This window comes from Streptomyces sp. NPDC088732 (genome assembly GCF_044751205.1).
Taxonomy (GTDB): domain Bacteria; phylum Actinomycetota; class Actinomycetes; order Streptomycetales; family Streptomycetaceae; genus Actinacidiphila.
In genome coordinates this window covers 296,572-320,096 of record NZ_JBIVLI010000006.1, presented here as the reverse complement: position 1 = coordinate 320,096, position 23,525 = coordinate 296,572, and the positions used below count along the sequence as shown (strand labels likewise).

Below are 23,525 nucleotides of genomic sequence, written 5' to 3'. Positions count from 1 at the left end.
TCACACCACCGACGCGAGGGCGGTCCGGACCAGTGCCAGGTCGGCGGAGGAGGCGAGGCCGGCGTGGTACAGCCGCAGTTCCGTCGCCCCGGCGGCCGCGGCCCGGGCGGCGTCCGCGGCCAGGGTGTGCGGGCTGCCGCCCATGCCCGAGACCACGGGGAAGTTCGCGGCCAGGACGGTGCCGGGCCGGGCGTGCGGCACGCAGGCCGCGAGGAGTCCGGTGGCGGGGAGCACGAGACCGTCGGCGTGGGCCAGTACGTGCGCGGGGTCGACGCCCGCGTTCGCGCCGCAGCGGTGCGGGTGGGGGTCGGCGTGCAGCAGCACCTGGAAGCCGGGGGCCGCGGCCGCCCGGACCGCCGCTACGGCGGCCTGCTGGACGTCCCGGGCGACCGCGCCGCGCCAGGCCAGGGTGAGCGCCGCCAGGTCCGGGCCCAGCAGGTCCGCGACGTCGGCCCACTCGTCGGGGCCCGGCGTCCACTCCCCCGCCCAGACCGGTGCCATCGCGCCGCGCACGGCCGCCCGCAGCTCGGCGGTGTCGGCGCCGAGGCCCGCGTAACCGGCCTCGCACGCGGTGCAGAAGCACAGCGACATCAGGTACTGCGCGGCCCCGGGCAGCGGTATGCCGCCGGTCTTGTCGTGGGCGTGCAGATGCGCGAAGCCGTACCAGCCGCAGGACTCCAGTTCGGTGCCCTCCGTCCCCGTGCCGGGGCGGACGGCGGCCTCCGCGGCGAGCGCGACCACGTAGTCGCGTACGTCCGGCTGGGCGATGCACGGCGCCCAGGGGTAGCGGTCGCCGTACGCGTTGCGCACGCTCACCCGCGGATGCTCGTCCCCGAGACGGGAGTTGTGCGCCAGGACGACCCAGGAGTGCACGGCCAGCCCGGCGGCACGCAGCGCGGCGGCCGCCTCGGCGTAGGCGTCGGCGGCACCTGCCCAGTCCTGGGTGTACGGCCGCAGCGCCCGCCCGGCCCAGTGCACCGGGTCGGGCGGGTAGAGGACGGCGGCGTGCCGGGCGGTGACGACGCGCCGGGCGGGGTGGCGCGGGGTGAGGGCCCGCGTGGAGTGGTAGGCGGAGGCGAGGGTGACCTGCTGGACACCGAGGGCGGCCAGGCGCTCGGCGGCGTCCGGGTCACCGACGACGTCCCAGGGGTAGACGAACGTGGAGGCTCTCAACTCGGCTCCCTTGGCGCGAGGTTGGCTGGAGGTCCGGGGCGGCCGCGCGCGGGCGGTCAGTCCTCGCCCAGCAGGGCGAGTCCGCGGTCGATGAGCTCGGCCAGTTCCTTCACGTGCGCCGGGGCCGGCTCCGACAGCGGCGGCCGCACCTCGCCCACGTCCAGACCGCGCAGCCGTACGCCCGCCTTGACCAGGGAGACGGCGTAGCCGCGGCCCTGCTGCCGCAGTTCGACCAGGGGCCGGTAGAAGCCGTCGAGGAGCCGCTGCACGGTGGCGTCGTCGCCGGTGGTCAGGGCCCGGTGGAAGGCGAGGGCGATCTCGGGGGCGAAGCAGAAGACGGCGGAGGAGTAGAGCGTGACGCCGATGCCCCGGTAGGCGAGGCCGGTGAGTTCGGCGGTGGGCAGGCCGTTGAAGTAGCGGAAGTCGCGGTCCGGCACGGCGCTGCGGACGGCGCTGACGATGCGCTGCATCAGGTCGAGGTCGCCCACGCCGTCCTTGAGGCCGATGATCCGCGGGATGCGGGCGAGTTCGGTGACCGTGGCCGGGGTGAACACCGCGTTGTCGCGCTGGTAGACGATGACGTCCAGGGAGGTGCCGGCGGCCAGGGCGGCGTAGTGCCGCAGCAGTCCGGCCTGGTCGGCGACGACGAGGTAGGGGGGCATCGCGAGCAGCCCGTCGGCGCCCGCCTGCTCGGCGAGCCGGGCGAACCGCAGGGCCAGGGCGGTGCCGTAGCCGGCGCCCGCCACGACGGGCACCCGGCCCGCGCTCTCCTCGACGGCCGCGGCGACGCAGTCCCGGAACTCCTCCGGCGTCAGCGCGTGGAACTCCCCGGTGCCGCAGCAGGCGAACACCGCCCCCGCGCCCGCCTCGATCCCCGCGCGCACATGCGCGCGGAAGGCCTCCAGGTCCACGGCTCCGTCCGGCGCGAAGGGCGTCACGGGAAAGAACAGCAGTCCGTCGAGGCGCTCGGCGAGTGAGACGGCTTCGGTCATCGCGTTCTCCCTGCAGGCTGGCAGCGACTGTGCGCTCATCTGATCCACGTCCATATTCATGAACGCGTTTACGCTAAAGCAGCACATATAGAGGGGTCAAGGAAGAGAGCCGCTGGTGGTGGACTCTTGACGCTTCCACAGGGGCTCTCTAGCGTGTCCATGCTTATGAATGACGTCCATGGACGTGGACCACACGACCGAGGAGACCCGCGCATGCCCGCTCCCCGCACGATCCTGCTCACCGGCGCCGCGGGCGGCCTGGGCACCCTGATGCGTGAACTGCTCCCCGCCTACGGCTACGACCTGCGCCTTTTCGACGCCGCACCCGTCGAGGGCGCTCCCGGGGCCATCATCGCCGACCTCGCCGACCGGAAGGCCCTGCGCGAGGCGGTGCGCGGCGTCGACGCCATCGTCCACCTCGCGGCCATCTCCCTGGAGTCCTCCTTCGAGAAGATCCTCCGGGCCAACATCGAGGGGACCTACCACCTCTACGAGGCCGCCCGCGAGGAGGGCGTCCGGCGGATCGTCTTCGCCTCCAGCAACCACGCCGTCGGCTTCACCCCCCGCCCGGTCGGGGACGACCCCCTCATCCCGGTCGACACCCCGCGCCGCCCCGACACCTTCTACGGGCTGTCCAAGGGCTTCGGCGAGGACCTCGCCCAGCTCTACTGGGACCTGCACGGACTGGAGACGGTCTCCGTCCGCATCGGCTCCTGCTTCCGCGAACCGACCTCGGTGCGCATGCTCTCGGTCTGGATGAGCCCGGAGGACGGCGCCCGGCTCTTCCACGCCGCCCTCACCGCCGAGGGCGTCGGCCACACGGTCGTGTACGGCAGCTCCGCCAACACCCGCCTGTGGTGGGACCTGTCCGGCGCCCGCGCCCTGGGCTACGAGCCCCGCGACGACTCCGAGCCGTACGCGGCGCGGCTCATCGCCGAGCAGGGCGAGCTCGACCCCGCCAATCCCGACCACGCCCACCTGGGCGGCCACTTCACCACGCACCCGCCGATGTGGCCGCACTGACCCCACCGGCCGCGGGCATCCTGCCGCCCGGATGTGCTCACCCGTCGGTGGCCCGCTCGTGGAACGGCTCGTACAGCCCCACCTCGCCGCCGCCCGGCAGCCGGAACCCGGTCACCCGTCCCCAGCGCGCGTCGGTGACCGGCCCCGTGAATTCCACGCCCTTCGCCGCCAGGCCGGCCACGGTCGCCTCGACGTCGTCGCACATCAGGTAGAGCTGCTGCGCCCCCGGGCCGTCCGTGGGATGCACCGCGAGCTCGGCGGGCGGAAGCCTGAAGATCAGCCAGCCGCCTCCCGCGTCGACGTGCGGCCACTCCAGCACGTCCCTGAAGAAGTCCCGGTCCGCCTCCGCGTCACGGCTGTGGATGACGATGTGCCCACCATTGATCACGCGGCCAGGGTAGGCCCTCTCCGGGCCGCCCGGGGGAAGGCCGGGACCTGCGGGCGGTGGTGCCGTCCGGGACCCGCACCGGACCCGGGCCTTCACCGAAGGCCCGGCCCGATCGCGGCGGGACTAGCGGCCGCGCTCCGCGCCGCCGTTGACCTGGTGGATCTGCGCGGTGACGTGGCCCGCGCCCGGGGAGGCCAGCCAGTGCGCCAGGGAGGCGACGTCCTGCGGGACGCCGACCCGGGCGTTCAGCGTCTGGCCGACCAGGACCGCACGCCGCTCGTCCGTCATCCGGCCGCCGAAGAACCCGGTGTCGTCGATGAAGCCGGGGGCGATGACGTTGACCGTGACACCTCGCCCGCCCAGCTCCGCCGCCAGGTCGTAGGCGTACGGGTGCAGGGCCGCCTTGGCCGCGCCGTAGGAGCCCGAACCGCCGCCCCGGATCGCCGCGATGGAGCTGAGCAGCAGCACCCGGCCGTCGTCGGCGATCAGGTCGCGCAGTGCCTCGGTCAGCAGCACGGCGGTCAGGACGTTGGCCCGGAAGTTGCCCGTCCACACCTCCGCGAGGGTCTGCTCGCCGGCGTTCAGGGCCACGTTGCCGCCCGCGTTGTTGACCAGGACGTCCACCCGGCCGAAGCGTTCGGCGAGCGTGTCGCGGACCCGCTCCGCCTCCGACTCGTCGGTCAGGTCCGCGGGCAGTGCCAGGGCCGTGTCCTCCCCCAGCCGGGCGACCGCTGCGTCCAGCGTCTCCTTGCGCCGCCCGATGAGCACCACCTGGTCCCCGCCGCCGGCGAAGGCCTCGGCGACGGCCAGTCCGATGCCCGTACCGCCCCCGCTGATGACCACAATGCGTGACACGTGAAAACTCCGTTCGGTAATGGAACCGTAAACCCGGAACGATCGTTATGCGGGCATGACCGCAATGACACCCGGCTCGAATGTGCCGCTCTCCGCAGCGCGCGTGGCAGTGGAGGTCTCCGCGCCCGTGCGGCTGGACGTGTCGGGCCTGCTGATCGCCGCCAACGGCAAGGTGCGCTCCGACGACGACTTCGTCTTCTACAACCAGCCCTCCGGCCCCGGTGTCACGTACCGGTCCGGTGCCGGCGCCTCCCCCGACGCGATCACGGTCGACACCGTAGCCGTCCCGGCGGAGATCGAGAAGATCGTCGTGACGGCGAGCCCCGATGCCGCGGGGGCGACCTTCGCGGGCACCGAGCCCACCGCCACGGTCCGCGACGCGGACAGCGGCGCCGTGATCGCCACGTTCACCCCGTCGCAGCTCAGCACGGAGACCGCCCTCGTCGTGGTCGAGATCTACCGCCGCAACGGGGTCTGGAAGGTCCGCGCGGTCGGCCAGGGGTACGCCAACGGACTGGCCGGCATCGCCACCGACTTCGGCGTCAGCGTGGACGAGGCGCCCGCGGCGGCCGCCGCCGCGCCGCAGGCACCGCCGGCTCCCGCCGTGGCGCCCCCGCCCCCGCCCCCGGCGCCGTCCACGGCTCCGCAGCCGCCCGCTCCCCCGATGCCGCCGGCACCCCCCGCGCCGCCCGGCAGCGGCAAGATCAACCTCGACAAGGGCCGGGTCAACCTCCAGAAGAACCAGACCGTCTCCCTGGTCAAGGGCGGCAAGCCGCTGCTGGCCACGGTCCGCATGGGGCTGGGCTGGGAGCCCGCCTACCGCGGCAAGGACATCGACCTGGACGCCTCGGTCATCGCGTACGGGCCGCAGCGCAACCACATCGAGTCCTGCTACTTCGGCCGGCTCACGATCCTGAACGGCGCGATCCAGCACTCCGGCGACAACCTCACCGGCGAGGGCGCGGGCGACGACGAGGCGATCACCGTCCACCTCGGCGGGCTGCCGCCGGAGGTCACCGGACTGGTCTTCACCGTGAACTCCTTCTCCGGCCAGAAGTTCAACCAGGTCGCCAAGGCGTACTGCCGGCTGATGGACGCCACCACGGGCGAGGAGCTGGTCCGCTTCGACCTCACCGGCGGCGAGGCGCGCACGGGCGTGATGATGGCGAAGTTCATCCGCCAGTTCTCCGGCGAGTGGGAGATGACGGCGATGGGCGAGTTCGTCGACTCCCGCACGGTGAAGGGCATGGTCAAGCCGGCCGCGCAGGCGCTCTGACCGCGCGGGCGCCCGGTGCTCCGTGCGGTTCACGGAGCACCGGGCGCCACGCGGGCGGCAGGACCTCAGCAGGCGCCCCCGCGGCCCTGGCGGCGCCAGGGGCCGGTGATGGCCAGCATGATGCCCGGCTCCTGGATGTTGGCGAACAGCGTCCTGCCGTCGGGCGAGAAGGTCACCCCGGTGAACTCGCTGTACTCCGGCTCCTCCTCGGTGCCGATGTTCAGCTCGTTGCGCGCGATCGGGTAGGTGCGGCCGTCGCCGAGGGCCCCGAAGAGGTGCTGGACGCCCGCGCCGTCCTCGGCGATGACCAGACCGCCGTAGGGCGAGACCGTGATGTTGTCCGGGCCGTCGAAAGCGCCGTCCGCCGACGGGTCGGCGTTCACGCCGAGCAGGACCTTCAGGGTCAGGGTGCGGCGCTTGGGGTCGTAGAACCAGACGGCGCCGTCGTGCGCGGTGCCGGGGCTCTCCTCACGGGCGTAGGAGGAGACGATGTAGACGCCGCCGTCGCCCCACCACATGCCCTCCAGCTTGCGGGCGCGGGTGACCGCGCCGGCCGCGAACTGCTTGCGCACCGAGGTGGTCCTGCCGTCGCGCTCCGGGACGTCCACCCAGTCCACGCCGTAGACGGTGCCGATCCGCGTGGCACGGGACAGGTCGTCGACGAACCGGCCGCCGGAGTCGAAGCACTTGAAGGCCTGGAGCACACCGGCCGTCTCCGACAGGCCGCGCAGCTTGCCGCGGCCGTGGTGGAAGCCGGCCGGCGGGGTCCAGCGGTACAGCAGGCCGTTGGGGTTCGAGGCGTCCTCGGTCAGGAAGAGGTGGCCGCGCTTGGGGTCGACGACGACCGCCTCGTGCGCGTACCGGCCCAGCGCCTTGACCGGCTTGGGGTCGCGGTTGGCCCGGCGGTCGTACGGATCGACCTCGAAGACATAGCCGTGGTCCTTGAGGAAGCCGTGCGTGCCGGCCTTGTCCTCGGTCTCCTCGCAGGTCAGCCAGGTGCCCCACGGGGTGCTGCCGCCCGCGCAGTTGGTGGCGGTGCCGGCGACGCCCACCCACTCCGCGACATGGCCGCCGTGCGCCGCGACCTCCACGACGGTCACACCGCCTGCGGCGCCGGAGTCGTAGACCAGGCCCTCGGTCAGCGGCACCGGGTGCGGCCAGTCGGCGCGGGCACCGGCCAGCTCGTGGTTGTTGGCCAGCAGGGTGGCGCCGCGCAGGCCCTCGAAGGTGGCGGTGCCGTCGTGGTTGGAGGGCGTGGACTCGCCGGACTCCAGGGTGGTGACGCCGGTACGGGTGATGATCCGGTACGAGAAGCCCTTGGGCAGCGCCAGCACGCCCTTGGGGTCGGGGACCAGCTCGCCGTAGCCCAGGTGCCCGTGGTGCCGGGACGTCCCGGCCGCCTCGGCGGTGGCGGGCGCCCCGGCCGCGAGGGCCCCGGGGGCGGTGGCGAGAACGTCGACGGTTCCCGCCAGCGCGACGCCGGCCCCCGTCATGGCAGTGCGCCTGGCGAAGTCTCTGCGAGTGAGCGGCATCGTTACTCTCCTCGGGCCACAAGGTCTCTTCTCTGCCGCACCTCACGCTCGCGCCCTGCGGCCAACGGGAGTTGAACTGCGGGCGACGTCCCGTCGCCCATTCCCCGAGGCGTTCGGGCCGCCGCCCGGCGATCAGGAGGTGGCGGTCCCCGACGAACGCGCCTTGAAGGCCGCCTTGCGGGCGTCCTTGGCCAGGCGCTTGTCCGGGTGCAGCCGGCCCATCGCCTCCAGGACGTCGGCCGTGGCGGGGTGGTCGACGCGCCAGGCCGCGGAGAAGAAGCCGTCGTGCCGGGCCACCAGGTCGGTGACGAGCTCGCGCAGCAACTCCGGGTCGTCGTCGGCGTCGAGCTGGGCGGCGATGGTGTCGATGGTCAGCCAGAAGATCATGTCCTCGTCGGGCGCGGGCACGTCGGACGCGTCCCGCTCCGTGAGCCACACCCGGGCCAGACCGCCGAGTTCGCGGTCGGACAGCACCTCGCGCAGGGCGGGCTCGGCCTCGTCCCCCAGCAGGCTCAGCGTCTGCTGGGCCACCAGCCGGCGGCCGGGCGCGCCGCGGTCCTCGCCGCGCGCGGCGTCCAGCAGCTCGCGGGCCGCCTCGTACGGCTTGCGCCGGGCGAGCCAGTGGTCGGCCTCGCGGCGGGCGATGTGGTCCGGGTACCCGAACAGCGCCTCCAGCAGGACGGACGCCGGGTGCTCCGCCAGGTCGCCGGCGGCCGGGGCCTGCAGACCGGCCTCCAGCATGCGGGCGCGCACCCCGAACACACCGAGCGGGGTCAGCCGCACCAGGCCGTACCGGGAGACCTCCTCGGGCCCGATCTCCTGCGGGTCGTCGGCCCCGGCCGGGACGGCCCCGGACTCCTCCTCGGACTCCGCCTCCTCGATCAGCGCCTCGTCCAGCGGCGTGTAGTCGATCAGCCCGGTGGTGGTCAGCAGCCGGAAGTGGTCGTCGAGGCGCATCATCACCTCGGTGACGTCCTCCAGGAGGTCGTCGCTCGGCTCCTCCACGTCCTCCGGGACGACGAGGGAGGCGGCCAGCACGGGCAGCGGGACCGCGTCCTGCCCCTCGCCGCCGTCCTCCATGGCGCCGAAGAGGTAGAGGTTGGCCAGCGCCCCGTCCAGGAACTCGGCCTCCTCCTCCGGGTCCCAGTCCAGGGTCTCCGGGTCGACCTCGCCCTCGGGGCCGAGCTCGTCCATCAGGCCCTCCAGGTCGGGCGCCGCCGCCTCGGACAGCGCCGTCTCCACCGCGGTGAGCCAGAGCTCCAGCACCTCCCGCGGGGCCCCTTCGTCCACGCCCCGCAGCGCCTCGCCGGGCACCGCGCGGCCCGCCGGCTCGTCCAGCGCCGCCACGCGCTCCGCGGCCGGGGCGCTGTCGTCCGGCTCCTCGATGTCCAGGTCCACCAGGCCGGCGTCGACCGCCACGCCCCACGCCTGCGCCGTCTCGGCGGGCCCGTCGGGGGCGTCCTCCAGGCCCAGCTCGCGCACCGCCCGCGCGAAGTCCTCCGCGGCCAGCTCTCCCATGGCGTCCACGAGGACGTGCGGCGCGGACCAGCGGGCCAGGCGCACCGCCCGGTCCAGCAGCGGCACGGCGAGCGCGAGCCGCGCCAGCTCGTCCTCGGGCAGCAGCCTCACGGGCGGCAGGTCGAGGCGGTCAGCGGCCATGACGGTGTCTCCAATACAGCGGTGTGCGGGGGGCGCGTTCGCGCGCAGACCCAGCCTAGACGCGTCCGCGCCCCCTGGGTGCGCTTCCCCCTTCCGTCACCCGCCGTTACCGCAACCGTCCCCCGGGGAAGCGGCGCGCGGGCCCCCGCGGGCCGCCCCGCATGCCAACACCTCCCGACAGCTTCCTGGCGTCGCGTCACCGCGGCAGCGGAGGTGTGGGCGTGACCCTTCAGGTCGCTCTCATCTTCGCGTCGTACGGTCTGGCCACGCGAAGGAGGACCCGCGGGCCGCGGCGCACGCCACCGCCCCGCGGGCGCGGGGGACTCCGGTAGTCCGGCGCCGGCCCGGTGGGCTGTCACGGCGCCGGGTGCCTGCTCTCGCGCCGAGGGCCATGAAGTGAACACGGGGGACCGGCTCAGATGAAGAACCCATTCCGGCGTCTGACCCTGCGGCTGCGACTCGGACTGTCCGCCGCCGTCGCCGTCGCTGTCGCCGTGAGCGCCGTCGCCGTGGCGTCCTGGCTGATCACGCGCCAGCAGCTGACCGGCCAGCTGGACTCGAACCTGCGGAACGTGCAGGCGGCGCCCCGGTTCGTCGGGCAACTGCTGAAGGAGTGCGCCCGGCCGGACACCGGTCAGCGCTTCGCGGCGCCCAGCCCCTACGTGGTCCAGGTCGTCACCGCGGACGGAAGGGTGTGCGTCGACGCCGGCAGCAAGAGGATCGCGATCGACGCGAGTGATCTCGCGGTCGCGCGCGGCACTCTGGAATCCGCGATGCACAACGCCGTGTCCGAGGACGGGCGGAGGATGCGCGTTTTGACCACAGCGCCCCCGGAGGACCTGACGCGCTTGTGCGCGGTGTTCATGGGGATGCGCGTTCCGGCCACGGCGCCCCGGGAGGACCCGGCGGGCTTGTGCGCGGTGTCCGTGGCGCAGTCCCTCGATGTCGTGGACCAGCCGCTGGGCACTCTCGCCCTCTTCCTGCTCGGTTTCGCGGGAGTCGGGGTGGTCGCGGCGGCCGCCGCCGGGATCGGCATCAGCCGGGCCTTCCTGCGGCCGGTGAAGCACCTCACCGATGCCGCGGAGCACATCGCCCGTACTCACGACCTGACCGTGCGCATTCCCGTGGAGGGCGACGACGAGGTCGCCCGACTGTCCAAGAGCTTCAACGACATGACCGAGGCTCTCGCCACCTCGCGCGACCGCCAGCAGCAGCTGATCGCCGACGCCGGGCACGAGTTGCGTACTCCGCTCACGTCGCTGCGCGCCAACACCCAGCTGCTGATCAGGAGCCGTACGACGGGCCGGAAGCTTCCGGAGAATGCCGAGGACGACCTGCTCCGCTCCGTGGAGTCCCAAGTGGGGGAACTCGCGTCACTCATCGCCGACCTGCAGGAGCTCTCGCGGCCCGACGTCAGGCCCGGCGAGAGCTTCCTCCACGTCGTGGCCCTGCACGAGGTGGCGAGACGCGCCCTGGAGCGGGTGAGACCCCGCGGGAGCAGGCTGGAGTTCAGCAGCGAGCTGGAGGAATGGTACGTACTGTCCGAATCCTCCGCCCTGGAACGGGCGGTGGTGAACCTGCTCGACAATGCCGTCAAGTTCTCGCCCGCGGGCGGCACCGTGAGCCTGCGGCTCAGCGACGGCCGGCTGTCGGTGCGCGACCAGGGGCAGGGCATTCCGGCCGACGAGTTGCCGCATGTGTTCGACCGGTTCTGGCGCTCGCCGTCGGCCCGCAGCCTGCCGGGCAGCGGTCTCGGGCTCGCCATCGTGGCGAAGACCGTCCAGCAGGCCGGCGGTACGGTGACGCTGCGCCCTGCCGGAGTCCGGGGCACCGAGGCGGTCGTCCGCATCCCCGGTACCCGGACCCCGCCGCCCGAGCCGCCGCCCGAGCCGGCGCCCGTGGGGGCGTAGTGCTCGCGGGCTCGCGAGTGCCCCCCGGGCTGTTCCAGGACCGCGGGAGGGCACTCGGCGATGCGCGGTTATCCCGCCGGCGGGCGTCAGTTGTGGCTGTGCAGGGCCGCGTTCAGGCCGCCCCAGGAACCGTTGCGCTGCAGGACCTCGACCGTGCCGGTCGTGGAGTTGCGGCGGAAGAGCAGGTTGTTCGCACCGGAGAGCTCCGAGGCCTTCACGATGGTGGCGTCGGGGAGGGTGACCCGGGTGCCCGCGGTGATGTAGAGGCCGGCCTCGACGACGCAGTCGTCGCCGAGGGAGATGCCGATGCCCGCCTCGGCGCCGAGCAGGCAGCGCTCGCCGATGGAGATGATCTGCTTGCCGCCGCCGGAGAGGGTGCCCATGATCGAGGCTCCGCCGCCGATGTCGGAGCCGTCGCCGACGACGACGCCCTGGCTGATGCGGCCCTCGACCATGGAGGTGCCGAGCGTGCCGGCGTTGAAGTTGCAGAAGCCCTCGTGCATGACCGTCGTGCCGGAGGCGAGGTGCGCGCCGAGGCGGACGCGGTCGGCGTCGGCGATACGGACACCGGAGGGGACGACGTAGTCGGTCATCCGCGGGAACTTGTCGACACCGTAGACGGACAGGTGCAGTCCCTCCGCGCGGGCGGCGAGGCGGGCACGCTCGATGCCGCCGGCCGGCACCGGCCCCAGCGAGGTCCACGCGACGTTGGCCAGCAGGCCGAAGATGCCCTCCAGGTTCTGGCCGTTGGGCGTCACCAGGCGGTGGCTGAGCAGGTGCAGGCGCAGGTACGCGTCGTGGGCGTCCAGCGGCTTGTCGTCGGCCGACGCGATCACCGTGCGGACCGCGACGACCTCGACGCCGCGGCGCGGGTCGGGTCCGAGGGCCTTCGGCGCCGCCCCGCCCAGCAGTTCGGCCGCCTGCTCGGCACTGAGCCGTTCCGTCCCCGCGGGGCCGGGCGCCGCGACGAGTTCGGGCGCGGGGAACCAGGTGTCGAGAACGGTCCCGTCGTCGGCGATCGTGGCGAGGCCCGTGGCAACGGCACCGGTGGCACGGGAGGTGGCGGTCGTGTCAGTCATGTCCCGAACGCTAGTCGCTGCTCCCCCCGCCTGCCCAACCGGCCCGCCATCCGGACCGGGCGGCCGGCGGCCTCAGGACTGCGTCGTCGCCGTGACCGCGTCCGGCTCCGCGGCGGCGGCCCGCGCGCCCGGCAGCCGGTGGGCGGCGAAGACCACGAGGCCGGCGGCGATGCCGAGCACCGCGCACAGCGGCCACAGGGCGCCCGGCGCACGCTCGTACAGGACGCCGCCGAGGGGGGCGGCCAGCACCACGCCGCTGATGGAGGCGCCGGCGTACATGCTCTGGAAGCGGCCCTGGAGGTGGTCTGGGGCGTTGTCGGCGACGTATGCGGTGGAGGGCGACTTGTAGAGGATGTCGCCGACGGTGAGCAGGATCATCATCACGACCGCGACGGCGATGTACCACCGCCCGGCCGAGAGCACGCCGAACCCGGCGCCCACGAGCACCATGCCGCCGGCGATGATCGGCAGCGGGGCGCGGCGGCGCAGCGCGACGGTGACGGGGAGCTCGAAGAGGATGACCAGGCCGCCGTTGATGGCGATGAGGGCGCCGTAGACGCCGGTGCCGATGCCGTGGTCGGACAGGAACACCGGGAGGGTGGAGTACTGCTGGCGGTAGATGGTGTCGGCGACCAGGATCGCGACGAGCAGCAGGAGCACCGCGGGCCTGGCCCGCAGCGCCGCCCACAGGCCGGGGGCGTCGGCGGGGGGCCGGGTCTTCTCCCGGTGGTTGCCGTTGGCGGGCAGGATGAAGTGCGCGTAGACGCCGAACGCGAGCATGCCGAGGCCGTCGGCGACGAAGAGCCAGCCGTACGAGGTGGTGGTGGCGATCAGCGCGCCGAGCGGGGGGCCGACGGTGACGCCGAGGTTGGCCATGAAGCGCAGCAGCGCGAAGCCCTGGCGGCGGGAGCCCTCGGGAACGGAGAAGGCGATGAGCGCCGAGTTGGAGGCGCGGGTGACGCCGGTTCCGTACTGGGCCAGCGGGAAGACGATCGCGAGGGCGCCGGTCGGGATCACGGGCAGTGCGGCGAGGCCGAGACCGGACACCACCATGCCGGTGATCAGCGTGCGCCGGTGCCCGAAGCGGTCGCCGAACCAGCCGCCGCTGAAGTTGCCCGCCACCATGCCGATGCCTCCGGCGCCGGCGATCAGGCCGGCGTGCGAGGTGCTGAGCCCGCGGGGGCCCGTGAGGTAGACGAAGAGGTAGACGAAGGTGAAACTCACGGCCGCGACGAAGAACATCCCGGTCGCGAGCAGCCACACCACCTTCGGTATGTCCTTCATCGCCTGCTTCATACTGTCCTCCGATCGACGCTCTACAAGAATCGATCACGTGAAGACGCGAATGCCGCAGGGGGCGGTGCCGGATCAGGTCGCGTCCGGTATAGGTCAGCGAGGGCCCTCCGCTGTGCGGATGACTCGTGCGAAGATCGCGCGCGCCTCCTCGCGGTCGACGTCCCGGCCGGTGAGCAGGGCCTGAAGGCACATCCCGTCGACGAGCGCGGCCAGCGCACGGGCGGTGACGGGGTCGGTACGGGCCGACAGCAGGTCCGCCATGAGGTCGACCCACTCGGCGGCGACGGGCCGCAGCGCCTCGTGCCGCAGGGCGGCGAGGTAGAGCTCGTACTCCAGCTGGGCCCGCGGGCGGTCGCGGGTGACGGTCTCCTCGGTGAACCGGGCGAGTTCGGCGGCCAGGTCGTCGCGGTCGCCATGGTCGTCATGGCCACCGCCGCCGCCCGGGCCCGCCACGAGCAGCCCGCGCTCCTGCGTCTCGCGCAGGAACGCCTCGTTGCACTGGCGCAGCGCGGCGACGAGCAGGTCGTCGAGGGTGGCGAAGTGGTACGTGGTCGAGCCGAGCGGCACATCGGCCTCGGCGGCCACCGCGCGGTGGCTGAGCCCGGCGATGCCGCGTTCGCCGACCACCCGGATCGCGGCGTCGATGAGGCGCTGCCGGCGCTCCGGGTCGTAGCGCCGGGCCATCAGTGGCTGCCGCCCAGGTTGAGCACGACGACCCCGGCGATGACCAGGACGACCCCGATCAGCTTGGTGGCGGTCGCCGCCTCGCCGAGGAAGACCATGCCGATGCCCGCGATGGCTGCGGTGCCGATGCCGGACCAGATGGCGTAGGCCGTGCCGACGGAGAGGGTCTTGAGGGTCTGCGCGAGCAGCGCGAAGGCGATGAGGTACCCGGCCGCGGTGCCGAGCGAGGGCCACAGCCGGGTGAAGCCGTCGCTGTACTTCATCGAGGTCGTCCCGAGCACTTCGGCGAGTATCGCCCCGCCCAGCAATGCGTAAGCCATGCGTACGAGCGTACACATCGATGTGTACGCCCGTACACATGCGAGGCGGTCACGGCCCTGAAGAGATGTTGTCCCGTCGGCCCGGCGCCCGGGCCGAGGAAAATACGACTGCGGGCGCGGGCGTGCGGCTCAGACGTTGAAGCCGAGCGCGCGCAGCTGCTCGCGGCCGTCGTCGGTGATCTTGTCGGGACCCCACGGCGGCATCCAGACCCAGTTGATCTTGAGGTCGTTGACGATGCCCTCGGTGGCCGACTTGGCCTGGTCCTCGATGACGTCGGTCAGCGGGCAGGCCGCCGAGGTCAGCGTCATGTCGAGGGTGACGACATTGGTGTCGTCGATGTGGATGCCGTAGATCAGCCCGAGGTTGACGACGTCGATGCCCAGCTCGGGGTCGACGACGTCGTAGAGGGCCTCGCGGATCTCCTCCTCGCTCGCCGGCGTCGTGGTCATGACCTCTGCGTTGTCGCTCATGCGGACTCCTTCGCCGCGCCATCGCCCAGGGCCTGGGCGGTGGCGTCCTTCCACGCCATCCAGCTCAGCAGCGCGCACTTCACGCGCGCCGGGTACTTGGAGACGCCGGCGAACGCGACCGCGTCCTCCAGGACGTCCTCCATCGCGTCGTCGGGCTCCAGCTTGCCCTTGGACTGCATCAGTTCCAGGAAGACCTCCTGGACCTTGACCGCCTCGTCGACCTGGCGGCCGACCAGCAGTTCGTTGAGCACGGAGGCGCTGGCCTGGCTGATGGAGCAGCCCTGGCCCTCGTAGCTGATGTCCTGGATGGACGTGCCGTCCAGCCGCACACGCAGCGTGATCTCGTCACCGCACGTCGGATTGACGTGGTGCACCTCGACATCGCCGTCGCGCAGGCCCCGTCCGTGCGGGTTCTTGTAGTGGTCCAGGATGACTTCCTGGTACATCGAATCCAGCTTCACAGGCTCGCCGTCCGTCCTCAGCCGAAGAAGTTCCGTACGTGCTCCAGGCCCTCGACCAGCGCGTCGACCTCGGCCGGGGTGGAGTACAGATAGAACGACGCTCGCGTGGTCGCGGGAATTCCGTACCGCAGGCAGACCGGCCGCGCGCAGTGGTGGCCGACGCGCACGGCGATGCCGAGCTCGTCCAGGACCTGGCCCACGTCGTGCGGGTGGATGTCGCCCAGGGTGAAGGAGATCGCGGAGCCGCGGCCCTCCGGGGTGTCCGGGCCGATGATCTTCAGCTCGGGCACCTCCTTCAGCCGCCGCAGGGCGTACTCGGTCAGCGCGTGCTCGTGCGCCTCGACCTTGTCCATGCCCAGGGCCGCCAGGTAGTCCACGGCCGCGCCGAGTCCGACCGCCTGGGCGATCGGGGGCGTGCCCGCCTCGAACTTGTGCGGCGCGGGCGCGTACGTCGACGAGTGCATCGAGACGGTCTCGATCATCTCGCCGCCGCCCAGGAACGGCGGAAGGTCCTCCAGCAGCTCCTGGCGGCCCCACAGCACACCGATGCCGGTCGGGCCGAGCATCTTGTGACCGGTGAAGGCCACGAAGTCGGCCTGGAGCGCCTGCACGTCCAGCACCATGTGCGGCGCGGCCTGCGAGGCGTCGATCAGCACCAGGGCGCCGACCTGCTGGGCGCGGCGCACGAGGGCCTCGACCGGGTTGACCGTGCCCAGGATGTTGGAGACCAGCGTGAAGGAGACGATCTTCGTCTTCTCCGTGATGACCTGCTCGATGTCGCTCAGGTCGAGCCGGCCGTCGTCGGTCAGGCCGAACCACTTCAGCTTCGCGCCGGTGCGCTGCGAGAGCAGCTGCCACGGCACGATGTTGGAGTGGTGCTCCATCTCCGTGATGACGATCTCGGTGTCGGCGTCCACGCGGTAGGGCTCGTCGGCCCAGCCCAGCATGTTGGCGACCAGGTTCAGCGACTCCGAGGCGTTCTTGGTGAATATGACCTCGTCGCGGCTGGGCGCGTTGATGAAGGCGGCGATCTTGTCGCGCGCACCCTCGTACAGCGCCGTGGCCTCCTCGGCGAGCGTGTGCACGCCGCGGTGGACGTTGGCGTTGTGGCGCTCGTAGTACTCGCTCAGGACGTCCAGGACCTGGCGCGGCTTCTGGGAGGTCGCCGCGTTGTCCAGGTAGACGAGCTTCTTGCCGTCGTGGACGAGCCGGTCGAGCACCGGGAAGTCCTTGCGGATGGCCTCGGTGTCGAGCAGGCCCGGCAGCTGCGGTGTCACGCGGATACGCCTCCCTTCACGTAGGCCTCGTAGCCCTCCGCCTCCAGCTTGTCCGCGAGCTCGGGACCACCGGACTCGGCGATCCGGCCCGCGGCGAAGACGTGGACGTAATCGGGCTTGATGTAGCGCAGGATCCGCGTGTAGTGGGTGATCAGCAGGGTGCCGACCGCACCGCTCTCCCGCACCCGGTTGACGCCCTCGGAGACGATGCGCAGCGCGTCGACGTCCAGGCCGGAGTCGGTCTCGTCCAGGATCGCGATCTTCGGCTGGAGCAGTTCGAGCTGGAGGATCTCGTGGCGCTTCTTCTCACCGCCGGAGAAGCCCTCGTTGACGTTGCGCTCGGCGAAGGAGGGGTCCATGTGCAGGCGCTCCATGGCCTCCTTGACCTCCTTCACCCAGGTGCGCAGCTTGGGGGCCTCGCCGCGGATGGCCGTGGCCGAGGTCCGCAGGAAGTTGGAGACCGAGACACCGGGCACCTCGACCGGGTACTGCATGGCGAGGAAGACGCCCGCGCGGGCCCGCTGGTCGACGGACATGGCCAGCACGTCCTCGCCGTCGAGGGTGACGGTGCCACCGGTGACGGTGTACTTCGGGTGCCCGGCCAGCGAGTAGGCGAGGGTCGACTTGCCGGAGCCGTTGGGGCCCATGATGGCGTGCGTCTCGCCCTGCTTCACGGTCAGGTCGACGCCGCGGAGGATCTCCCGCGGACCGCCCTCGGCCTCGACGGAGACGTGCAGGTCGTGGATCTCAAGCGTTGCCATGGGTGCCTCAGGACTCCTGGGTGACGGAGACGAGCACATCGTCCCCTTGGATCTGTACGGGGTATACGGGGACGGGCCGCGTCGCGGGCAGCCCGGACGGCTTGCCGGTGCGCAGGTCGAAGGACGAGCCGTGCAGCCAGCACTCGATCTGGCAGTCCTCCACCTCGCCCTCGGACAGCGAGACGTTCGCGTGCGAGCAGATGTCGTTGATCGCGAACACCTCGCCCCCGGTGCGCACGACCGACACCGGGACGCCGTCGAGCTCGACACGCCTGGGCGTGTCCTCCTCCAGCTCGCTCAGCGCGCAGACGCGGACGAAGCCTCCAGCGGTGGTCATACGACGGACGCCTCCAGCTCCGCGTCGATCTTCTCCAGCAGGCGCTCCTCCAGGTCCGCCACACCGATCTGCTGGATCAGCCCGGCGAAGAAGCCGCGCACGACCAGCCGGCGGGCCTCGTCGGCCGGAATGCCGCGCGCCATCAGGTAGAACAGCTGCTCGTCCTCGAAGCGGCCGGTCGCCGACGCGTGGCCGGCGCCGACGATCTCGCCGGTCTCGATCTCCAGGTTCGGCACCGAGTCGACCCGGGCGCCGTCGGTGAGCACCAGGTTGCGGTTGAGCTCGTAGGTGTCGGTGCCCTCGGCCTCGGCGCGGATGAGCACGTCGCCGATCCACACCGCGTGCGCGTCCTGGCCCTGCAGCGCGCCCTTGTACGCCACGTTGGAGCGGCAGTGCGGGGTGTCGTGGTCGATGAAGAGGCGGTGCTCCTGGTGCTGGCCCTGGTCGGTGAAGTACACGCCGTACAGCTCCGCCTCGCCGCCCGGTGCCCCGTAGACCACCCGCGGGTGCAGCCGCACCAGGTCGCCGCCGAAGGTGACCACGACGGACTTGAACGTCGCGTCGCGGCCGATCAGCGCCGTGTGCTGAGCGGCGTGCACGGCGGTGTCGTCCCAGTCCTGGACGGAGACGACGGTGAGCTTGGCGCCGTCGCCGATCAGGTACTCGACGTTGGCGGCGACGGTGGCGTCACCGGTGTGGTCGATGACCACGACCGCCTCGGCGAAGGCGCCGACCTCGACGACCTGGTGGCCGAAGGCCACACCGCCCTCGCCGTGCACCGCGATCCGCACCGGCTCGGTGAGCACCGCGTCCTTGGGGATGGAGACGACGCCGGCCTTCTCGAAGGAGCTGTACGCCTGCGCGGCGACCCGGTCCACCGGCTTGCCCGCCTTGCCGACCCGGGCGTCCTCCCGGCCGACGGTCTCCACGGTGACGCCCGCGGGGGCGCTCACCTCGACCCTGACACCGCCGCCGGTCGCGACGGCCGTGCCGTCGTGCAGACCGCGCAGCCGCTCCAGCGGGGTGAACCGCCATTCCTCCTCGCGGCCGTTGGGCACGGGGAAGTCGGCCACGTCGTAGGACGCGGGCGCGCTGACCCGGGCGTCCCGGGGCTGGCCGACCTGGATGGCCCCATCGGTGGTGGCACCGGCGGCCGGGATGGTTTCAGCCATGGCTGTAGTACTGCCTCTTTCTGCCTTATTGTGTTCGCTCGCCTCCGGGCGCTTCGTCCCGGTGCCGACGCTCCTCGACACTGCGCTCCCTCGTTCCTCGGTCGCTTGGTCTCGTCGCTTTCGGCACCGGCGCGCCCTTTGGCTCGCTCACGGGCCCTGCATGGGCAACGACTCGTGGTGGACGGAGCGGACGGCGTCAGCCGACCGAGCCCTCCATCTGCAGCTCGATGAGCCGGTTGAGCTCCAGCGCGTACTCCATCGGCAGCTCGCGCGCGATCGGCTCCACGAAACCGCGGACGATCGTCGCCATCGCCTCGTTCTCCTCCAGACCGCGGCTCATCAGGTAGAAGAGCTGGTCCTCGCTGACCTTGGAGACCGTCGCCTCGTGGCCCATGGACACGTCGTCCTCGCGGACGTCCACGTAGGGGTAGGTGTCCGAGCGGGAGATGGTGTCCACCAGCAGCGCGTCGCACAGCACGTTGGACTTGGAGCCGTGGGCACCCTCGCCGATCTCGATCAGACCGCGGTACGAGGTGCGGCCGCCGCCGCGCGCCACGGACTTGGAGACGATCGACGACGAGGTGTTCGGCGCCATGTGCACCATCTTGGCGCCGGCGTCCTGGTGCTGGCCCTCGCCCGCGAAGGCGATGGACAGCGTCTCGCCCTTGGCGTGCTCGCCCATCAGGTAGACGGCCGGGTACTTCATGGTCACCTTGGAGCCGATGTTGCCGTCGACCCACTCCATGGTCGCGCCCTCGTACGCCACGGCACGCTTGGTGACCAGGTTGTAGACGTTGTTCGACCAGTTCTGGATGGTCGTGTAGCGGCAGCGGCCGCCCTTCTTCACGATGATCTCGACGACGGCGCTGTGCAGCGAGTCCGACTTGTAGATCGGGGCGGTGCAGCCCTCGACGTAGTGGACGTAGGCGTCCTCGTCGACGATGATCAGCGTCCGCTCGAACTGGCCCATGTTCTCGGTGTTGATCCGGAAGTAGGCCTGGAGCGGGATCTCGACGTGCACGCCCTTCGGCACGTAGATGAAGGAACCGCCGGACCACACGGCCGTGTTCAGCGAGGCGAACTTGTTGTCGCCCGCGGGGATGACCGTGCCGAAGTACTCCTGGAAGAGCTCCGGGTGCTCCTTGAGCGCGGTGTCGGTGTCCAGGAAGATGACGCCCTGCTCCTCCAGGTCCTCGCGGATCTGGTGGTAGACGACCTCCGACTCGTACTGCGCGGCGACACCGGCGACCAGGCGCTGCTTCTCCGCCTCGGGGATGCCGAGCCGGTCGTAGGTGTTCTTGATGTCCTCGGGCAGGTCCTCCCAGGACTCCGCCTGCTTCTCGGTGGACCGCACGAAGTACTTGATGTTGTCGAAGTCGATGTCGGAGAGGTCCGAACCCCAGGTGGGCATCGGCTTCTTCCCGAAGAGCTTCAGGCCCTTCAGCCGCAGCTTGAGCATCCACTCGGGCTCGTTCTTCTTCGCCGAGATGTCGCGTACGACCTCTTCGCTCAGCCCGCGGCGGGCCGCGGCACCGGCGACGTCGGAATCGGCCCAGCCGTACTCGTAGGTGCCCAGACCCTCGAGTTCAGGGTGAGCCGTCTCCAGGGGGGCAGTCATGCGGGGTTCCTCCCGGCGTTGCTTGCGTTGTGGGATTGCGGGCCGGGCTTCGGCACGAAGGTCGTGCACACACCGTCGCCGTGGGCGATGGTTGCCAGCCGTTGTACATGGGTTCCGAGCAGGCGGGAGAAGACCTCGGCCTCCGCCTCGCACAGCTGCGGGAACTGCTCGGCGATGTGGGCCACCGGGCAGTGGTGCTGACAGAGCTGCTCACCGGCGGAGGCGGGCGCGCCGCGCGTCGTGGCAGCGTACCCGTCCTGGCTCAGGGCCCTGGCGAGTGCCTGCGTGCGCTCCTCGGGGTCGGCCGCCTCGACGACCGCACGGTAGCGTTCGGCCTGCGCGGCGACCCGGGCACGGGCGAAGGCCGACACCGCGGCCTCTCCCTGCGGCCCGCCGCCGGCGGACTCGGCGATCCAGCGCATCGCGTCCGCGGCGAGCTGGTCGTACGCCTGGTCGAAGGTGTCGCGTCCGCAGTCGGTGAGCGCGAAGACCTTCGCGGGACGGCCCCGGCCGCGGTTGCCGTAGACCCGCTTCTCGCGCGGCTCCACCATGCCCTCGGCGACCAGCGCGTCCAGATGGCGCCGCACGGCGGCCTGCGTCAGGCCCAGCCGTTCCGCCACGTCCGCAGCGGTCGACGGCCCGTGGAGCAGGACGGACCTGGCGACCCGGTTGCGGGTGCTCCGCTCCCCGGTCGTCTGCTCCTCCTGAGCCTCGGACGCGTTTTTCACAAGCCCAGTGTTGCGTAATTCATCCGCGAGAGGCAAGCGGCGTCCCACCGGCGAACGGTGTGCTCGATCACTTAGGGAAACCTAACCTGACCTGCGGGAACGATCTTCCTGGCCGCGCCCGGAAGACCCGCGCACACGCCTCCCACCAGGGCAGCGAGCACCCCAGGTCACCCGAAGGAGGACGCGCGGGGCCACCCCGCGCCGGCCTCACCCCGCACCCGCGGCGGCCCTCCCGCCGGAGCGCCCCGCCGGGGTTCGTAGACTGCGCGTCATGCACATGGACCCCGCGGTCGAGGTGACCGGACTGGTCAAGCGGTACGGCGCGAAGACCGCGGTGGACGGGCTCGACCTGTCCGTCGCCCGGGGCACCGTGACGGCCGTGCTCGGCCCGAACGGCGCCGGGAAGACCACCGCGGTCGAGACCTGCGAGGGATACCGCCGTCCGGACGGCGGCAGCGTGCGCGTGCTGGGCCTGGACCCGGTACGGGAGGCCGCCGCGCTGCGCCCGCGGATCGGGGTGATGCTCCAGTCCGGCGGCGTGTACGCGGGCGCCCACGCCGAGGAGATGCTGCGGCACACGGCGAAACTGCACGCGAACCCCGTCGACCCGGCGCTGCTCATCGAGCGCCTGGGCCTGGGGTCCTGCGGCCGCACCGCGTACCGCCGGCTCTCCGGCGGCCAGCAGCAGCGCCTCGCGCTCGCCATGGCGGTCGTCGGCCGCCCCGAGCTGGTCTTCCTCGACGAGCCCACCGCCGGGCTGGACCCGCAGGCCCGCCACGTGACGTGGGACCTGGTCGGGGAACTGCGCGCCGACGGCGTCACCGTCGTCCTGACCACGCACTTCATGGACGAGGCCGAGCAGCTCGCCGACGACGTGGCGATCATCGACCAGGGCCGCGTGATAGCGAGCGGCACCCCCGAGCAGCTGTGCCGCGGCGGCGCCGAGAACACGCTCCGCTTCAACGGCCGCCCCGGCCTGGACCTCGCCTCGCTCCTCAAGGCGCTGCCCGCCGACTCGGCCGCCGCCGAGCTCACCCCCGGCAGCTACCGCATCGAGGGCAAGGTCGACCCGCAGATGCTGGCCACCGTCACCTCCTGGTGCGCCCAGCACGGCGTCATGCCCGACCGGCTCGCGGTCGAGCGGCGCACCCTGGAGGACGTCTTCCTGGAGCTGACCGGCAAGGAGCTGCGTTCGTGACCGCCACCGGGACCTTCACCCCCGCCCCCGGCTCCGCGCCGCTGGGCCGCATGATCGGCGCGCAGACCGTCCTGGAGACGCGGATGCTGCTGCGCAACGGCGAGCAGCTGCTGCTGACCGTCGTCATCCCCACCCTGCTGCTGGTCCTGTTCTCCACGGTGGACGTGGTCGACACCGGCGCCGGCAAGGCCGTCGACTTCCTGGCCCCCGGCATCCTGGCCCTGGCGGTGATGTCGACCGCCTTCACGGGGCAGGCGATCGCGACCGGCTTCGAGCGCCGCTACGGCGTCCTGAAGCGGCTCGCCTCCTCCCCGCTGCCGCGCTGGGCGCTGATGACCGCCAAGACCGGGTCCGTCCTGGTCACCGAGGTGCTGCAGGTCGTGCTGCTGACGGCCATCGCCTTCGCGCTGGGCTGGTCACCGCACGGCGACCCGTTCTCCGTGCTGCTGCTCCTGGTCCTGGGCACCGCCGCGTTCTCCGGGCTCGGCCTGCTCATGGCCGGCACCCTCAAGGCGGAGGCCACGCTGGCCGCCGCCAACCTGGTCTTCCTGCTGCTGCTGGTCTGCGGCGGGGTCGTCGTGCCGCTCGACCGGTTCCCCGACGGCGTCCGCTCCGTGCTCGAACTCCTGCCGGTCTCCGCCCTGTCGGACGGCCTGCGGGACGTCCTCCAGCACGGCGCGGGCGTGCCCTGGGGCGACCTCGGCATCCTGGCCGTGTGGGCGGTGCTGGGCCTGGGCGCGGCGGCCCGCTGGTTCCGCTGGGAGTAGGATCCGGCGCCGATCGTCCAGAACGGGGGACCTGTCCATGACCATTGACCACCGCGTCGGACCGCCGAGCACCGGCAGCGAACGCGAGACGCTCCGGGCGTTCCTGGACTACCACCGGGCGACGCTCGCGATGAAGTGCGAGGGCCTCACCGACGAGGAGCTGCGGCAGCGGTCGATGCCGCCGTCGACGCTGTCGCTGCTCGGCCTGGTCCGGCACATGGCGGAAGTGGAACGGGCCTGGTTCCGGCGGGTCTTCGAGGACCACGACGCCCCCATGGTGTGGTCCGACCGGATCGACTTCCAGGCGGCGTACGACGCGAGCGCCTCCACCCGGTCCGAGGCCTTCGGAGCGTGGGAGGCCGAGGTGGAGGCCTCGCGCCGCATCGAGCGCGAGGCGGCGTCCCTGGATCTGACGGGCCATCAGCCCCGCTGGGGCGAGGACGTGTCACTGCGCATGGTGATGGTGCACGTCCTGCTGGAGTACGGCCGCCACAACGGGCACGCCGACTTCCTCCGCGAGGGCGTCGACGGCACCGTGGGCGCTTGAG

24 protein-coding genes are annotated in these 23,525 nt (G+C 72.1%); 6 read left to right on the top strand and 18 right to left on the bottom strand.

Features of this window, described 5'->3' with window-relative positions; translation table 11 throughout:
- Both ACIP9H_RS13700 and ACIP9H_RS13695 read right to left on the bottom strand, forming a co-directional pair.
- The gene (locus ACIP9H_RS13700) at positions 1-1,173 is read right to left on the bottom strand and encodes a hypothetical protein (RefSeq protein ID WP_401584535.1); all 1,173 of its coding nucleotides are present in this window, start codon (positions 1,171-1,173) and stop codon (positions 1-3) included.
- A 56-nt stretch (positions 1,174-1,229) separates the two neighbouring features.
- Complete coding sequence (locus tag ACIP9H_RS13695; protein WP_401584532.1) at positions 1,230-2,165, bottom strand: 5-dehydro-4-deoxyglucarate dehydratase; 936 nt, start codon at positions 2,163-2,165, stop codon at positions 1,230-1,232.
- 213 nt (positions 2,166-2,378) lie between these two features.
- On the opposite strand from ACIP9H_RS13695, the gene ACIP9H_RS13690 reads away from it, so the two are divergent.
- A complete protein-coding gene (locus tag ACIP9H_RS13690; RefSeq protein ID WP_401584530.1) occupies positions 2,379-3,188 on the top strand; it encodes an NAD-dependent epimerase/dehydratase family protein in 810 nt (269 codons plus the stop codon).
- Positions 3,189-3,225: 37 nt separating this feature from the next.
- On the opposite strand, the gene ACIP9H_RS13685 is transcribed toward ACIP9H_RS13690, so the two are convergent.
- Together ACIP9H_RS13685 and ACIP9H_RS13680 are read right to left on the bottom strand one after the other, a co-directional pair.
- Positions 3,226-3,576, bottom strand: a complete 351-nt coding sequence (locus ACIP9H_RS13685; protein WP_401584527.1) for a VOC family protein — start codon at positions 3,574-3,576, stop codon at positions 3,226-3,228.
- 123 nt (positions 3,577-3,699) lie between these two features.
- Positions 3,700-4,431 carry an SDR family NAD(P)-dependent oxidoreductase gene (locus tag ACIP9H_RS13680; RefSeq protein WP_401584524.1) on the bottom strand — a complete coding sequence of 244 codons (732 nt, stop codon included), beginning with the start codon at positions 4,429-4,431 and terminating at the stop codon, positions 3,700-3,702.
- A gap of 64 nt (positions 4,432-4,495) precedes the next feature.
- On the opposite strand from ACIP9H_RS13680, the gene ACIP9H_RS13675 reads away from it, so the two are divergent.
- Positions 4,496-5,707, top strand: coding sequence for a TerD family protein (locus ACIP9H_RS13675; protein ID WP_401584762.1), 1,212 nt, complete (start codon positions 4,496-4,498; stop codon positions 5,705-5,707).
- Positions 5,708-5,772: 65 nt separating this feature from the next.
- Here ACIP9H_RS13675 and ACIP9H_RS13670 read toward each other — a convergent pair whose 3' ends face one another.
- Together ACIP9H_RS13670 and ACIP9H_RS13665 are read right to left on the bottom strand one after the other, a co-directional pair.
- Positions 5,773-7,239 (bottom strand): alkaline phosphatase PhoX, encoded by a 1,467-nt coding sequence (locus ACIP9H_RS13670; RefSeq protein WP_401584522.1) that lies wholly within the window; start codon positions 7,237-7,239, stop codon positions 5,773-5,775.
- Positions 7,240-7,371: 132 nt separating this feature from the next.
- The gene (locus ACIP9H_RS13665; RefSeq protein WP_401584520.1) at positions 7,372-8,898 is read right to left on the bottom strand and encodes a hypothetical protein; all 1,527 of its coding nucleotides are present in this window, start codon (positions 8,896-8,898) and stop codon (positions 7,372-7,374) included.
- Between the two features lie 419 nt (positions 8,899-9,317).
- Here ACIP9H_RS13665 and ACIP9H_RS13660 point away from each other — a divergent pair, with 419 nt between their 5' ends.
- On the top strand, positions 9,318-10,808 hold the full coding sequence (locus ACIP9H_RS13660; protein ID WP_401584518.1) for an ATP-binding protein: 1,491 nt from the start codon (positions 9,318-9,320) through the stop codon (positions 10,806-10,808).
- Between the two features lie 86 nt (positions 10,809-10,894).
- On the opposite strand, the gene dapD is transcribed toward ACIP9H_RS13660, so the two are convergent.
- The 12 genes from dapD to ACIP9H_RS13600 form a co-directional block, all read right to left on the bottom strand.
- Positions 10,895-11,887, bottom strand: a complete 993-nt coding sequence (gene dapD, locus ACIP9H_RS13655) for a 2,3,4,5-tetrahydropyridine-2,6-dicarboxylate N-succinyltransferase (RefSeq protein WP_401584515.1) — start codon at positions 11,885-11,887, stop codon at positions 10,895-10,897.
- A gap of 72 nt (positions 11,888-11,959) precedes the next feature.
- Positions 11,960-13,171, bottom strand: coding sequence for an MFS transporter (locus ACIP9H_RS13650; RefSeq protein ID WP_401584513.1), 1,212 nt, complete (start codon positions 13,169-13,171; stop codon positions 11,960-11,962).
- A 105-nt stretch (positions 13,172-13,276) separates the two neighbouring features.
- Positions 13,277-13,867: a TetR/AcrR family transcriptional regulator gene (locus ACIP9H_RS13645; RefSeq protein WP_401584511.1), complete on the bottom strand. Its 591-nt coding sequence runs from the start codon at positions 13,865-13,867 to the stop codon at positions 13,277-13,279.
- Complete coding sequence (locus ACIP9H_RS13640; RefSeq protein ID WP_401584508.1) at positions 13,867-14,187, bottom strand: DMT family transporter; 321 nt, start codon at positions 14,185-14,187, stop codon at positions 13,867-13,869. The genes ACIP9H_RS13645 and ACIP9H_RS13640 overlap by 1 nt, the downstream gene beginning before the upstream one ends.
- 129 nt (positions 14,188-14,316) lie before the next feature.
- Positions 14,317-14,658 (bottom strand): metal-sulfur cluster assembly factor, encoded by a 342-nt coding sequence (locus ACIP9H_RS13635; RefSeq protein WP_360912253.1) that lies wholly within the window; start codon positions 14,656-14,658, stop codon positions 14,317-14,319.
- Positions 14,655-15,119 (bottom strand): Fe-S cluster assembly sulfur transfer protein SufU, encoded by a 465-nt coding sequence (gene sufU / locus ACIP9H_RS13630; RefSeq protein WP_360912250.1) that lies wholly within the window; start codon positions 15,117-15,119, stop codon positions 14,655-14,657. Before sufU ends, ACIP9H_RS13635 begins: the two co-directional genes overlap by 4 nt.
- A gap of 17 nt (positions 15,120-15,136) precedes the next feature.
- Positions 15,137-16,396 carry a cysteine desulfurase gene (locus ACIP9H_RS13625; protein ID WP_401584504.1) on the bottom strand — a complete coding sequence of 420 codons (1,260 nt, stop codon included), beginning with the start codon at positions 16,394-16,396 and terminating at the stop codon, positions 15,137-15,139.
- The gene (gene sufC, locus ACIP9H_RS13620; protein ID WP_360912244.1) at positions 16,393-17,157 is read right to left on the bottom strand and encodes a Fe-S cluster assembly ATPase SufC; all 765 of its coding nucleotides are present in this window, start codon (positions 17,155-17,157) and stop codon (positions 16,393-16,395) included. Before sufC ends, ACIP9H_RS13625 begins: the two co-directional genes overlap by 4 nt.
- Positions 17,158-17,164: 7 nt before the next feature.
- On the bottom strand, positions 17,165-17,494 hold the full coding sequence (locus ACIP9H_RS13615) for a bifunctional 3-phenylpropionate/cinnamic acid dioxygenase ferredoxin subunit (protein ID WP_401584501.1): 330 nt from the start codon (positions 17,492-17,494) through the stop codon (positions 17,165-17,167).
- Entirely contained in the window at positions 17,491-18,666 is a 1,176-nt protein-coding gene (sufD, locus tag ACIP9H_RS13610) for a Fe-S cluster assembly protein SufD (protein WP_360912240.1), read from the bottom strand. The genes ACIP9H_RS13615 and sufD overlap by 4 nt, the downstream gene beginning before the upstream one ends.
- 196 nt (positions 18,667-18,862) lie before the next feature.
- A complete protein-coding gene (gene sufB, locus ACIP9H_RS13605; RefSeq protein ID WP_319661204.1) occupies positions 18,863-20,284 on the bottom strand; it encodes a Fe-S cluster assembly protein SufB in 1,422 nt (473 codons plus the stop codon).
- On the bottom strand, positions 20,281-21,012 hold the full coding sequence (locus tag ACIP9H_RS13600) for a metalloregulator ArsR/SmtB family transcription factor (protein ID WP_360912235.1): 732 nt from the start codon (positions 21,010-21,012) through the stop codon (positions 20,281-20,283). The genes sufB and ACIP9H_RS13600 overlap by 4 nt, the downstream gene beginning before the upstream one ends.
- A gap of 271 nt (positions 21,013-21,283) precedes the next feature.
- On the opposite strand from ACIP9H_RS13600, the gene ACIP9H_RS13595 reads away from it, so the two are divergent.
- The 3 genes from ACIP9H_RS13595 to ACIP9H_RS13585 are packed head-to-tail and all read left to right on the top strand — an operon-like array spanning position 21,284 to position 23,524.
- Positions 21,284-22,210: an ABC transporter ATP-binding protein gene (locus ACIP9H_RS13595; protein ID WP_401584497.1), complete on the top strand. Its 927-nt coding sequence runs from the start codon at positions 21,284-21,286 to the stop codon at positions 22,208-22,210.
- Between the two features lie 50 nt (positions 22,211-22,260).
- A complete protein-coding gene (locus ACIP9H_RS13590; protein WP_401584759.1) occupies positions 22,261-22,977 on the top strand; it encodes an ABC transporter permease in 717 nt (238 codons plus the stop codon).
- 37 nt (positions 22,978-23,014) lie between these two features.
- Positions 23,015-23,524, top strand: coding sequence for a DinB family protein (locus ACIP9H_RS13585; RefSeq protein ID WP_401584495.1), 510 nt, complete (start codon positions 23,015-23,017; stop codon positions 23,522-23,524).
- The last annotated feature ends 1 nt before the right edge of the window (position 23,525 follow it).

Bases quoted from the DNA above. Each gene is read 5' to 3' on its own strand.
- ACIP9H_RS13675 (WP_401584762.1), top strand. From the start codon at position 4,496: ATGACACCCGGCTCGAATGTGCCGCTCTCCGCAGCGCGCGTGGCAGTG.
- ACIP9H_RS13595 (WP_401584497.1), top strand. From the start codon at position 21,284: ATGCACATGGACCCCGCGGTCGAGGTGACCGGACTGGTCAAGCGGTAC.
- ACIP9H_RS13670 (WP_401584522.1), bottom strand. From the start codon at position 7,239: ATGCCGCTCACTCGCAGAGACTTCGCCAGGCGCACTGCCATGACGGGG.
- dapD (WP_401584515.1), bottom strand. From the start codon at position 11,887: ATGACTGACACGACCGCCACCTCCCGTGCCACCGGTGCCGTTGCCACG.
- ACIP9H_RS13695 (WP_401584532.1), bottom strand. From the start codon at position 2,165: ATGACCGAAGCCGTCTCACTCGCCGAGCGCCTCGACGGACTGCTGTTC.
- sufB (WP_319661204.1), bottom strand. From the start codon at position 20,284: ATGACTGCCCCCCTGGAGACGGCTCACCCTGAACTCGAGGGTCTGGGC.
- ACIP9H_RS13660 (WP_401584518.1), top strand. From the start codon at position 9,318: ATGAAGAACCCATTCCGGCGTCTGACCCTGCGGCTGCGACTCGGACTG.
- ACIP9H_RS13585 (WP_401584495.1), top strand. From the start codon at position 23,015: ATGACCATTGACCACCGCGTCGGACCGCCGAGCACCGGCAGCGAACGC.
- sufC (WP_360912244.1), bottom strand. From the start codon at position 17,157: ATGGCAACGCTTGAGATCCACGACCTGCACGTCTCCGTCGAGGCCGAG.
- ACIP9H_RS13640 (WP_401584508.1), bottom strand. From the start codon at position 14,187: ATGGCTTACGCATTGCTGGGCGGGGCGATACTCGCCGAAGTGCTCGGG.
- sufD (WP_360912240.1), bottom strand. From the start codon at position 18,666: ATGGCTGAAACCATCCCGGCCGCCGGTGCCACCACCGATGGGGCCATC.
- ACIP9H_RS13635 (WP_360912253.1), bottom strand. From the start codon at position 14,658: ATGAGCGACAACGCAGAGGTCATGACCACGACGCCGGCGAGCGAGGAG.
- ACIP9H_RS13665 (WP_401584520.1), bottom strand. From the start codon at position 8,898: ATGGCCGCTGACCGCCTCGACCTGCCGCCCGTGAGGCTGCTGCCCGAG.
- ACIP9H_RS13645 (WP_401584511.1), bottom strand. From the start codon at position 13,867: ATGGCCCGGCGCTACGACCCGGAGCGCCGGCAGCGCCTCATCGACGCC.
- ACIP9H_RS13650 (WP_401584513.1), bottom strand. From the start codon at position 13,171: ATGAAGGACATACCGAAGGTGGTGTGGCTGCTCGCGACCGGGATGTTC.
- ACIP9H_RS13690 (WP_401584530.1), top strand. From the start codon at position 2,379: ATGCCCGCTCCCCGCACGATCCTGCTCACCGGCGCCGCGGGCGGCCTG.
- ACIP9H_RS13590 (WP_401584759.1), top strand. From the start codon at position 22,261: ATGATCGGCGCGCAGACCGTCCTGGAGACGCGGATGCTGCTGCGCAAC.
- ACIP9H_RS13615 (WP_401584501.1), bottom strand. From the start codon at position 17,494: ATGACCACCGCTGGAGGCTTCGTCCGCGTCTGCGCGCTGAGCGAGCTG.